This window comes from Pirellulales bacterium, assembly GCA_036490175.1.
GTDB lineage: Bacteria > Planctomycetota > Planctomycetia > Pirellulales > JACPPG01 > JACPPG01.
Window position 1 is genome coordinate 23,324 of record DASXEJ010000266.1, and the last position, 12,073, is coordinate 35,396.

The 12,073-nt window shown below is 60.2% G+C and carries 9 protein-coding genes; 7 read left to right on the forward strand and 2 right to left on the reverse strand.

Annotated elements, in window-relative coordinates:
* Positions 1–174 precede the first annotated feature (174 nt).
* Positions 175–1,260, forward strand: a complete 1,086-nt coding sequence (locus VGG64_19865) for a hypothetical protein (protein HEY1601869.1) — start codon at positions 175–177, stop codon at positions 1,258–1,260.
* Positions 1,261–1,478: 218 nt separating this feature from the next.
* Here the strand turns inward: VGG64_19865 and katG are convergent, their stop codons facing one another.
* Positions 1,479–3,668: a catalase/peroxidase HPI gene (katG, locus tag VGG64_19870; protein ID HEY1601870.1), complete on the reverse strand. Its 2,190-nt coding sequence runs from the start codon at positions 3,666–3,668 to the stop codon at positions 1,479–1,481.
* Between the two features lie 478 nt (positions 3,669–4,146).
* Between katG and VGG64_19875 the strand changes: the two genes are divergently transcribed.
* Complete coding sequence (locus tag VGG64_19875) at positions 4,147–5,220, forward strand: hypothetical protein (GenBank protein HEY1601871.1); 1,074 nt, start codon at positions 4,147–4,149, stop codon at positions 5,218–5,220.
* 96 nt (positions 5,221–5,316) lie between these two features.
* On the opposite strand, the gene VGG64_19880 is transcribed toward VGG64_19875, so the two are convergent.
* Entirely contained in the window at positions 5,317–5,946 is a 630-nt protein-coding gene (locus tag VGG64_19880) for a DUF2585 family protein (protein HEY1601872.1), read from the reverse strand.
* A gap of 366 nt (positions 5,947–6,312) precedes the next feature.
* On the opposite strand from VGG64_19880, the gene VGG64_19885 reads away from it, so the two are divergent.
* The 5 genes from VGG64_19885 to VGG64_19905 all read left to right on the forward strand — a co-directional run.
* On the forward strand, positions 6,313–9,954 hold the full coding sequence (locus VGG64_19885; protein HEY1601873.1) for a hypothetical protein: 3,642 nt from the start codon (positions 6,313–6,315) through the stop codon (positions 9,952–9,954).
* 45 nt (positions 9,955–9,999) lie between these two features.
* Positions 10,000–10,674, forward strand: coding sequence for a PspA/IM30 family protein (locus VGG64_19890; protein ID HEY1601874.1), 675 nt, complete (start codon positions 10,000–10,002; stop codon positions 10,672–10,674).
* Between the two features lie 166 nt (positions 10,675–10,840).
* Positions 10,841–11,068, forward strand: a complete 228-nt coding sequence (locus VGG64_19895; protein ID HEY1601875.1) for a hypothetical protein — start codon at positions 10,841–10,843, stop codon at positions 11,066–11,068.
* Between the two features lie 66 nt (positions 11,069–11,134).
* On the forward strand, positions 11,135–11,584 hold the full coding sequence (locus tag VGG64_19900) for a hypothetical protein (GenBank protein HEY1601876.1): 450 nt from the start codon (positions 11,135–11,137) through the stop codon (positions 11,582–11,584).
* A 240-nt stretch (positions 11,585–11,824) separates the two neighbouring features.
* A partial coding sequence (locus VGG64_19905) for a hypothetical protein (GenBank protein ID HEY1601877.1) occupies positions 11,825–12,073 on the forward strand: 249 nt, incomplete at its 3' end.

Here is a 12,073-nt window from a genome sequence, read left to right on the forward strand (position 1 = left end):
ACCATCGCACGGCAAAGGCATCCGCCCGCGGCTACTCAGCATTCGTGCGGCGCACCGTCTGGGTCGCATTGACCTGACGGCTGAACCTTTGGCGACGGGAAGTCGAGCGCGCGATAGAATCGGGGTCGTTCTATGCCCCAAGCACCATCCATTCGCCGCTGGTTCCAATTCGGCATGGGGACTTTGTTTGTCCTTGTGACGGCTATGGCGTTACTATTTGCGATGATCGTACCCGCCTGGCGGCAGCGTCACGCCGTGGCGGAGATTGTTGAGCTGGGGGGCCGAGTTTCTTACGAGTATCAGAGCGTCGGTGCAAAAGCGCCGTTGGCGCCAGCCTGGTTGCGTGACTGGCTTGGAAAAGATTACTTTCAATCCGTTCACGGCGTGTCGCTTTTTGGCCGCGAATTCAAGAATCCTGACAAGGTCGCCGCAGCGCTCGAACAAATCGCGAGCATGCCAGGTGTTAAGAGCCTGGCTGTTGCTGGGGCAGGCCTACAGGAAGCGCACTTGGCCAGGATTGGCCAACTTCATGCGTTAACAGACCTCGCGATAAGCGGCAAGGTGACCGACGACTTGTTGGCGCAGATGGCGATCACTACGCCGCTGAAGAGCCTTGTCATTAGCGGCACCTTTACGGATGCGGGACTCGCACACGTTTTGCCTTTGCGACAACTAAATCGTTTGATACTGGATGGTCAGATTAGCGGGGCCGGTGTAGCGAGCCTGAAAAGTCTGAAGTCTTTGGATGATCTGAGTCTTTACGGTACTATTGCCGATTCCGACCTTTCGCAGGTGGCGACGTTGACGCAATTGCGCTCATTAACTCTGGGCGGAACGGTTACGGACGCGGGGATGGAGCATTTGTTGCCGCTTTCCCAGCTTGAAAACCTTACCTGCGGCGTCACGCTTCAAGTTGCGTCCGAGTTGCAAAATCAAACCGAGTTTGATTTCCGAGACGTTTCGCCCAGGGGCGTCATCGATTATTTTGGGACGAAACACGGTATTCGATACCGCTTCGATGATGCCGTGATCTCTAACGCCGGCATTTCAGTCGATACGATGGTTGTGACCGACGCGGCGATAAACCTCTCACTCTGCGACGCGCTCGAACGAATCCTGAAACCCAAGGGTCTTGGGTTTTGCATTGAAAATGATCAATTGGTCATTACCACAGCCGAAAACGCGGAACTAGCGCATCAGGGAATCAACAAACTCCGCCACGCTCTGCTAAATCTCCGCGAAGTGCGGGTCGGCTGGTAGCTGTTATCGCATACAGCTCTTCGCAGACGCAGTGGTATCGTCCGGTAACATGCGCACAAATGATATTGGGCAGTGCCTGGAATCGGGTCGATTCCTGTTTGGTGTTTGTCCGCCTTTATTCCCCCCAAGGGGGAGTAAAAAGTTCCCCGGTTTACGCGATCGCTAATTCGTCCGCGGCTCGTTGTGCTGCTCGCAGGCGGCCCTTGTCGAGGTTTTTTCTACGATCGGGGAATGTCAAAGCGATCCAGGTTCATCACCTTGTTCCAGGCCGCGATGAAGTCGTGGATGAACTTTTGCTGGGCGTCGGAACTTCCATAGACTTCGGCCAGGGCGCGCAGCTGCGAGTTCGAACCGAAAAGCAGATCGACGCGCGTGCCGGTCCACTTCACTACGCCCGTTTTGCGATCGCGGCCCTCGAACAGATCTGCGTCTTTCGAGAGCGCCTGCCAATCCGTGCTCATGTCGAGCAAGTTGGCAAAGAAGTCGTTGGTCAGGGCCTCGGGCCGCTTGGTGAAGACTCCATGCTGTGTCCCTTGTAGGTTGGTCTTCAGGACCCGCAAACCCCCGACGAGAACCGTCATTTCGGGCGCGGTCAGGGTCAGCAGTTGTGCCTTATCGATCAGCAGCGCTTCGGCCGGTACGCTGTATTTACCCTTGAGATAATTGCGGAAGCCGTCCGCGATAGGTTCGAGCACCGCGAACGATTCCACGTCGGTTTGCTGCTGTGCGGCGTCCATGCGTCCTGGCGTAAAGGGAACCGCGACCTGATGACCGGCGTTTTTCGCCGCGCGCTCGATGCCGGCACAGCCGGCCAGAACGATCAGGTCTGCCAACGAGATCTTCTTGCCGCTCGACGAGGCGCCGCCGTTGAACACACCCTGGATTCCCTCCAGTGTCTTCAACACTTTTGCCAGTTGAGCAGGCTGATTGACTTCCCAATCCTTTTGTGGCGTCAGGCGAATGCGGGCGCCGTTCGCGCCGCCGCGTTTATCGGAACCACGAAACGTCGACGCCGATGCCCAAGCGGTTGAGACCAACTCCGAGACGGAGAGCCCCGCGGCCAGGATCTTGTCTTTCAGCGAGGCGATGTCCTGTGCGTTGATCAATTTGTGATTCACCGCAGGGATCGGGTCCTGCCAGATCAGCTCTTCGGCCGGAACCTCCGGGCCGAGATAACGCGCACGCGGGCCCATGTCACGGTGAGTCAGCTTAAACCACGCCCGAGAGAAGGCGTCGGCTAACTGCTGCGGGTTTTCCAGGAAGCGGCGCGAGATCTTTTCGTACGCCGGGTCGAACCGCAGCGCCAGGTCGGTGGTCAATAGCGAAGGGGCGATCCGCTTCGAAGGGTCGTGCGCGTGCGGCACCGTGCCGGCGCCGGCACCGTTCTTCGGTTTCCACTGATTCGCACCGGCCGGGCTCTTGGTCAGTTCCCATTCATATCCGAACAGGTTCTCGAGGAAGTTGTTGCTCCACTTGGTGGGTGTGCTGGTCCAAGTGACTTCCAGGCCGCTGGTGGTTGCATCAGCACCTGTGCCCGTGCCAAATTTATTCTTCCAGCCTAAGCCTTGCTGCTCGAGGCCGGCCGCTTCGGGCTCGGGCCCTACATCAGTTGCCGGGCCGGCACCGTGGGTCTTGCCGAAGCTATGGCCGCCGGCGATCAGGGCCACCGTCTCTTCGTCATCCATCGCCATCCGTTTGAACGTCTCGCGGATATCGCGCGCCGCGGCGATCGGATCTGGGGTGCCGTTGGGGCCTTCCGGGTTGACGTAGATCAACCCCATCTGCACGGCGGCCAGCGGATTCTCGAGATCGCGGTCGCCCGAGTAGCGTTTGTCACCCAGCCACGTGGTCTCGGTGCCCCAATAGACGTCCTGATCCGGCTCCCAGACGTCCTCGCGTCCGCCAGCGAAGCCGAATGTCTTGAAACCCATCGTTTCGAGCGCGACGTTGCCCGTCAGGATGATCAGGTCGGCCCAGGAGATCTTGCGGCCATACTTCTGCTTGATGGGCCACAGCAGCCGGCGCGCCTTGTCGAGGCTGACATTGTCGGGCCAACTATTCAGCGCGGCAAAACGCTGCTGGCCGCGACCCCCGCCGCCACGGCCATCGCCCGTGCGGTATGTGCCTGCGCTGTGCCATGCCATGCGAATAAACAACGGACCGTAATGGCCGAAGTCGGCTGGCCACCAGCCCTGCGAATCGTTCATCAGTGCCGCGAGATCTTTCTTCACCGCGGCCAGGTCGAGGCTTTTGAACTCGGCGGCGTAGTTGAAGCCGTCTTCCATCGGATTCGACAGAGCGGAATGCTGGTGCAAGAGATCGAGCCTTAGCTCGTTGGGCCACCAACCGCGAATGGAATTGCCGCCGCCGGCGGTGTGTTGAAAGGGACTTGGAGCTTCGACGGACATCTGTGATCTTCCTTTCGCTACCTAGGCTGTTGAACAGCGCTATGTGTGTTGGCAATCGAAATATTTGTGTGGATCATCGCGGCTCGTTGGCGGGCGTTTGTCCGCGGACGTTACCGCAGGGGCCTAAGCATTGTTTCGTGCCATTCGTATCGACGGTCTGCGATGGTTGGAATCGTACCTCCCGGCAAGCAAAGCAGCAATCTGGGGTTTAGAAACACCATAACGGGTGTCCGATGAGAAGTTTGTGTTGATTCGATTAGCACGCTATGGATTCGCAAAAACTTGCCGAAGCGCAGGGGTTTCTGTTGCTAGTCGCCGATGACATCGGGATAATTACGATCGTGCGCACCGGGAACGGGCCATGCGAAAAGTTGCTGTCACTTTCAGAGTGGTGGCGATTAGAACTGTTCTGCGTATCTCGCTTGCTTCTCGGTGATGCGTTCGGCATTGACTCGCCTCTAGCTTGTGGAGAGATAACATGCCTGCGACCATCCACCGCCCTGCGACTGTATCGCGTAATGTTCGCCGTGTCTCCCCCTCGATCGTCGATCCTGCGAGCGCCGCGCCGTTCACGCTCGAACAAGAGCTCAAGCCCTTCGGCACTTGGGTCGGAAAGCCTATTTGGGTGCCGCCGAAGGAATCCGGCAAAACATTCGCCGAGACCATGCTGCGCGAGACGCGCCCGTTTGCCGCCAAAGACAAGCGTTGGGCCTCGGTCGTCAAGAAGCATCGTGGCGACTTCACGCAGGTGCGCGAGATCGAACTGTCTCAGGCTTCGATTCGACTTCCTAAAGGAAAGTTCTTCGTCACGGTAACCGAGCAAGAGCACTTCGACAAAATCACCGACACGATACCGAAGTGCGTGCAGACCCGGCTTGATGAGTTTTTGAGCGGGCCCGCCATGCAGCGGGGCGCGAAGGTCTATTACCTGAAGCCGCTGTGTGTCGAAATCGGCGACGAGCTGATCCTCACCACGCGTGAAGACCTGATGGCGGCGATTTCCAAGGTTCAGGACGACGTCTTTGCCGAGTACCGACGCGTGGCACGCTACCGCCGGCCGTTGCAAGCGATGGTGGCCGCCGCCAATCTTGGTTTGGCCCTGCCGCGCGGGGTGGTGAATTACGCTGTGGGCCGCAAGCAGCGGGCACTCGATGCATTCCAGGCCCATCTGGAATTCAAGCGCAGAAAACTTGCCCTGCGTACTGCCAAAACGTTTCGCAAGTGCCGCAGCGACGGCTGCACTTTCGACGAAGTGCTTGAGCTAACCAGTCCGCTCAATCGGATCGACGTGATCGATCAGTTCTGCATCGAGAATGATGTTTCTTCAGCCAAGCGCCGACAATTGTTGCTCATCGCCACAGGATCCATTCCTTGGTTCGTGGCGATGTCACTGACGATTTCGTTCATGGCGTCGATCGCCGTGGCTTCGTCGACACCGCCGATCATCGTGTGCGACCCGGCTTTCGTCGCCGAAATGCCGGGCTCGGGCGGGATGGTCCTGAAGATTGGCCACTTCGACGAGGTCGGCGGCATCACGCACGTCGAAATCTAGCGACGTATAGTCATCGCCCGCCGCGCGGAGACGGTTGCTCCGCGCAGGCGGGCTCCTAAAGCCAGGCTGACAGCGCTGTCGAAGCGAGACCGCTGACTAGGTTCCCTGCTGCCAGCTCTTCAGGGCCTCGATCGGGTGGACCAGCATCAGGGTGCTGAGGATCAGGCTATCGCGGATCCAGAAGACGAGCGTCAGTTCCGTGACAGCGAACAAGATCAACGAACCTGTCAGTCCGAGATACGACGCCAAAGCAAATCCGCTGCCACAGCTAATGACGTCGCCCAGCGAATTCGCGATCGAGTCTCCCTGGTAGCCGAGCGAAATGGTGGCGGTGCGATAACGCTCGATCACCATCGCCGAGTTCTCCAGCAACTCCCACGCGGCTTCCAGCGTCATTGCGCAGACAAAACGCCATGTGGTCGGCAGCCGGGGAACGCTCCAGGCCAACAGCCAATAGAAGACGACGCCGTGCAGCATGTGGGTAAAGCTGTACGGATCGAATAAATGCTGCGAGTTGTGCGAGCTCTGGATCTGTCCCGACCAGAGGAACGGCTCTCCACACGCGCACCACCAAGACCGCCCGTTGTGGTGCAGCAGGTAGCCGGCGGCAAGCAGGATCACGACCAGCGCCAGCCCTGGCCACAACCAGGCGCGCAAGCCCGCGGGTTGCGTGGTCGGTTGCTTTTCGACGTTCTCGCCAGACTTCGCTGAGGACTGCTCTGACATAAACGCGAGATCCGTGGGAATGTGCGTGCTGCGCTGTGGGAACGGTCGTGAATCGCACCGCCATCGTAACCTGTGGCCCTTGAAAAAGCGCGCTGCACGTGATGATTCCCGCTCGGCGGCGATCGGCAACAGTTGTGGCGTTCTTACCCACCTGTTGCCCTGCAGTTGGACCACTGCATGCCTGCCTGTGGGGCACTGCACTCCCCACACGACACGACGCGCGCTCGAAAACGCGTAGCGATCGCTAAACGTCGCTCGGTTCGTGGGTTGCGGCCGATTCCAGACGCGCGCGAGGTGCCTGGCATCGAATTTGTATTGTGCTCCCGTCATCACAAACGGCCCTCGCATTGCCAGGAGATTTTCGAAATGAGCAGCCCCCCTGAATCGCGCTCGTTGTTGGCGGAGTTTCTGGACAGTTTCCTGCAGGAACGAAACATCCGCTGGGTGCTCACCGCCGGACTGGCGATCTTGTTCGGCTCGTCCGTCATGCTTGTGACGAGCCATTGGCACGAGGCCGGCCCGGTTTGGAAGTACCTTGTTTTTCTGGGGTACACGGGCGTCGCCTTTGTCGTGGGGCAGTTCGTTTGTCCGAAGTTGGGGCTGGATCGGACGGCGACGATTCTTCTCGCACTGGTCGCGCTATTGCTGCCGGTGACTTTTGTCGCCTGGCGCTGGACCTGGCCCGGCGTCGATGGCGGCACGATGAGCAGGATCATTTCCGCCGCACTGCTGGTTGCGAACACGGCCCTGACGGCTTTTGCAGGGCGCGAGGTATTTCGGCGATTATTGCGAGGGGACCAACTCACGTTTCTCGCCAGTTATGTATTGCTGTGCGTCGTCGGAGCGGTGCTGCCCGCCTGCCCCAGCGGGCTTCTCCTGCCTGCCAGCGTGCTGCTATGGGGAGTGTTCACCGTCGGCAGCGTGAAAGTGAATCGCCACGTGTTCTGGTTGACCGAAGAGTTGCGACGGCCGCGCATCTTCGACTTTTTTCCTATCGCGCTACTGGCGGCACAGTTCGTAGGGCTGTTGGCCTTTTGCGTGGTGCCGTATGTGACTGTCGCCTGGCTGGGGCCAATCTGCGTGCTGGCCTCGTTGACGATCTTGCTCACGGCTGACACCGTGGCACGCGTCTTCGAGCAGCGCACGGGGGGCATCGTTTGGCCCTGGCCGGCGACGATTGCCGTACCGATGACGATCGGCTTGCTGGTTTGCGTCGGCGGAGTGTTGTTGGCATCGTCGGGAATAGCACAAGCGCACGATGCGCGGCCGCTGGTGGTTGCAGCCGCTTTGGCAGCATTTGTCATCGAGCGGGTGGCGCGACGCACGAACCACGCGTCGTTCGTCTATGCGACATTGCTGCTGGCGACAGTGGCCTATAACTTTCTGCCGTCATTCGCGCTCGAAACGGCGCGCCATGTCATTACCCAATCGGCTCACGCCGTTCAAGAGCCTCGATTGCCGTTGGCCTTTTACGGCTTCACCTATCTGCCGCTGATTGGCGGGCTGCTGGTCATCGGAGCCATGGCCAAGAGGCGAGGCGACGCTTTGTTCGCGGCGCCTATCGAACGATACGTCGCGCTGCTTTCCTGGTTGTTGCTCGGCCTGGGCACAACGCACGTCAAGGCGCTGGCCGGCGTCGGCCTGGCCATGACAGCCGTGTTCGCCGTACACGAGCGCCTATTCCGCTCGCAGGGGGGCATGGTCGGGACGATCATCGCCTGGCTGGTGTGCTGTGCCGGTGTGGTTCCCTTGGTCAGCGCCGTGGGCGATGTTGCGGTGCCGCAGGTAGCGCACTTTCTGGTGTTCGCGGGGGGAGCAGCCGTTTTGTTCGCGGTGGGCGCGTGGCGCCGTCGCGTATGGGGAAATGAACCACTCCATTATGAACTGGCCAGCCTGACCGTTTCGCTGGCGATGGCGATTGTCTTTCCGCTGTTTGCTGTGGCGGCCGATTTGGCAGTACCTATGTTGGGACTGGATATCCCCAGCACCATGGTCGCGGGAACCGACCTGCTGACGTGGGCTGCAGGAGCGGCGATTGCCCTGCTGATGTTCGGTCATAGTGTGCGCTGGCGCAGCCAGGCGGTGAGCACGGCCGCGATTCTGTTTTTCCAAGCTCTGCAAGTGCTGGCCGTACTGCAGAGCGGTCTCGCCAACGAGCATCTGCTTGCCGTGGCAACGCTGAGCCTGACCGGACAATGGCTGGTCGCCCGGGTTTTGCGGATGCGGCCGACATTCATCGTCTCGCAGGTATTCGGCACGGCGTTGCGACGCACACTCTCTGTCGAACTATCGGCGATGTTGTCCTTGGTGTGGCTGCCCCATTACGTTTTGAGCGCATGCGGCCAAACGCCGTGGAGTGGCAGTGTGCCGGAATGCGTCGCCGCGGCGGCGATCATCGGCTGGGCATTCGACCAGGCCATACAGTCTGGGCAGCGGGGCACCGCTCTGGTTGGCATGCTGACCATCCTGGGTCTGGCCTGCACAATTCTCGTGAGAGTCGCTGGTCCAGGCTATGAGCCATGGTTGCCGGTGGTCTGTGGCGCGATGGCACTGCTGGGCGTGCCGGCTGCCGAAGCCTTGCGGGCATATCGTGGTCGTCATCCGTACGACGAGGACCAACGTTGCACATCGGCCGCGCAAACGATCGAACAGCCGTTGGTGGGACTCATGCTGGGCGTGTTCATCGGTCTGGCCTTGTGGTCGATCGTGGCCTGCACAACTCCGTCGATCGTCGCGGCGGTTTTAGCCGCAGCAGGGCTGGCCTGGTTTTCGGCCCGCTCGCGGTTCCCGGCATTGCGTCTGGCGACCGTCGCTTTGATCAGTTGGCAAGTCGTGGCATCGCCGGTTGATTTTCTGACGAAGAACCACGATTACGTGTGGGATTTAAGGTGGGTCGACGCCCAGGCAGCCGCTTTCCCGGTAGGCCTGCTGGCGGCAATCGGTTTTGCGGCTTGGGCGTTGGTGCGTCGCACGAAGAACAACGACGTGGCCGCCATCGTCGATTTGCAACGGATGGGTTTGGGAGCGGTTGCGATCCTAACCGGCCTGTCCGCGCTGGCCGTCAACGATCCAACGGCCTGGCAAATTGCGATGGCCCTCTTGGCCCCGGTCGTGGTGGCCGTTGCCTACCTGTACGGCGCGTGGCGCGATCAGATCGAAGCCCGCGTCTGGAGTGCCATGTCGCTGGCGGGCGTCGTGTTGGCTTATATGTTTCATTGGCACTTGCTACGCGTCGACGGGCAGATCGCGATGTTTGCCTTGTTGGGAACCGGCTTCGCGGCGTGGAGCGTTGGTAAAGCGCTCGCCGGACGCGGCCGGTGGGGAATTTTTGCCAGGCCGCTTGTGGATGCTGGCTACCGGTTGCCGGCGTTGAACCTGGCCGTGGCACTTTTCAAACAGGCCACGCTGGCAGAGCCGGGCTGGCTCGGTCCCGGAACCCTGGCGCTGTTTCTGACGGCCGGCTTCTATTTCTGGCGCGGCGTGGAAGAGCGTCGTCCGCCGGCTGTCCTGTTCGCGGCGCTGGTCGCGAACACGAGCCTGTTTCTGGTGTGGCACGAATTGCGAGTCACCAATCCGCAGTGCTACATGATTCCGTTGGGTGCCACGATCTTGCTTCTGACAGAAACATTGCGGCGCGAAGTTCCGGAAAGTGTGCGGGATCCGCTGCGCTATCTCGGTGCCATCGTGGTGTTGGTCTCGCCGACGTTCGAAATATTCGACGGCTCATGGCTGCCGTTTCTGACATTGATGGTGGTCTCGGTCCTGGTGTTGCTGATGGCCATCGGACTGCGTGTGCGGGCTTTGATGTACGCCGGAGCCGGCTTCCTGGCCGCGGACCTGGCCGGCATGGTCGTCCGCGGCTGCGTCGATCATCCACACCTGCTGTGGGTGGCGGGGCTGGGCATCGGCACCACCGTTGTGGTGCTGGGCGCCGTGTGCGAGCTGAAGCGCGAGGCGCTGTTGGCCCGCGTGCGATCACTGTCCGCGGCGCTGGAAACCTGGAACTAGGACTTGATGTTTGGGCTTTTACCTCATTTCAACAGGAGAACGACGATGAATTGGATGGAAAGTTTCAGTTTCGTGATTCGCTCCAGCGTGACCACGCTTCGCGAGAAGGTGGAAAATCCGGAGCGAATGCTGCATCAATTGCTGGTCGACATGGAAGAGGAGCAGTGCCGTGTACGGTCGAGCGTGGCCGAGGCTATTGCCGACGAGATTCAGCTTGGCAAGCAGGTCGACAAGGCGCGGCAGGACAGCGAGACCTGGCTCGAGCGCGCCTCGACGGCCATGCAACACGGTGACGAGCGGGCGGCCCAAGCGGCACTCGAGCAAAAGCTGGCTGCCGACGGCCGCGCCGCGTCGCTCGAGCAGGAACACGCCAAGCAAAAGGAGCAGACGGCGAAACTGGGTCGCTCGGTGCGCGAACTGGAATCCAAGATTCGGCAGGCGCGGCAAAAGCGCACGTTGCTCTTGGCGCGCTTGACCCGGGCCGATTCGCAGCGACGGATCGACGGTGCCATCTCGCAATGCGGCACGGACTCCGCCTTTGCCTCGTTCGATCGACTCGAACAGCGTGTGGAACGGGCCGAAGCACTGGCCACGGCCAACGATCGGCTGGCCGACCGCGACCCCGACGCGGAGGAATTAGCGCGACAGTTTGAAGAACAACAACGTCAGGAGCAATTAAAGGTCGAACTTGAGGAGCTGAAACGCCGTGTATCCCAGTAACCAGACAGGCATGATCGCATGGTGCCAGCAACTCGCTCGGCTCATGCGATCATGGTGGAAGGTGGATCGCATTCGCGTCTCGCCGCGGGAAGGTCGTTTAAGGCGGCTGGCGTGCGGCACCTTGGTCAGGATCTGTGACCAGTGGTTCGAAATCGAGAGCCGCACGGTGACCGCGGGACCCGGAACGGTGCTGGTCACTTACGATTGCGCGGCGGCGAACCGCAGGGCCCGCTTGCACGTGAAAACGGCCAATACCGGCGATGCGGACACCGTGCGCTGGCAGGATGCTTCGGTCCATCACGAGATAGACGCTGCCACGATCGAGATATTCGAACGACAACCTGGGATGCTCGACGCGCGGGTTCCGTACCCGTCGCCGTGGCAAGATGACTGAGCGCACGACGCGTCGTGAGATGGCGCGTCTTTCGATAAAGAACCAATCACAGGACCTTACCTGGTCATGCAAAAAAACAATCAGATCAATTTCGGCTTCGCCGCTCTATTGATTGGTATTCCGGCGATATTTCACTTGGAATTCGCGGGATCCTATATTGTTGATCCGCGCGGAGATCCGCGGACATTCTGGATTGGACCCGTTAGCACGACACTCCCCTTTGTCGGTTTGGCGGCAATATTCTTGCGACATTGTGCAAGAGCCACGCGGCGCGGCTCGATGATTGGCGGCGTGACCTTGCCGGCCTACGCCGGCGCGGCGGCGGCATGGATGACGATGATGTCGCTTAGCCTCTTTCTGACATCTCAAACTCCTGGTCCGTCGACTTCGTCGACGATGGGAATCGCTGTGCTTTTCACGCCACTGTTCTATGTTCCACCGGTTGTCCTCGGATATCCGCTGGGCGCGATCGCTGGCCAGTACGGGATGCGACGAAGAGGACGAACTGGCAGCTGAGGGAGTTCGGTCAGGCCAGGGCCGCGACGCAAAGGCGTTGCCACGCGGCCGGTCGCACGCTTCCGGGCCCTGGCCAGCGATCGCGCGATCCGAACGACGCGCCTACGCGAGAGAGACTACACTAGACGGACGAATCATCTTGTGGCAACTGCGATAGGAGTCGCGCGCAGCGGCGGTCCCGTCGTTTGTGCCATTGCGTGTCCAAAGTGACATTCCCTAGTACCGACTACACGACCGAGCATGCTCGCCAGTATTGAACTATTTGCCTATGGCGCCGCGACCGTGATCGACACGGTGCTACTGGTCACGCTCGTCGACGCCCGAAACTATGCGCGCGTGATGTTGCCGATCGTGCTGCTGACCTGCGGCACATGGCTGTTTCACTTCGGCACGTTTTTTCATGCTTATTTCGAATCGCTGGAGACGCCCTGGTCTGGCGAACTTCACTGGTGGGCCATGAGCGTGATGGCGCTGGGCCTGATCATCATG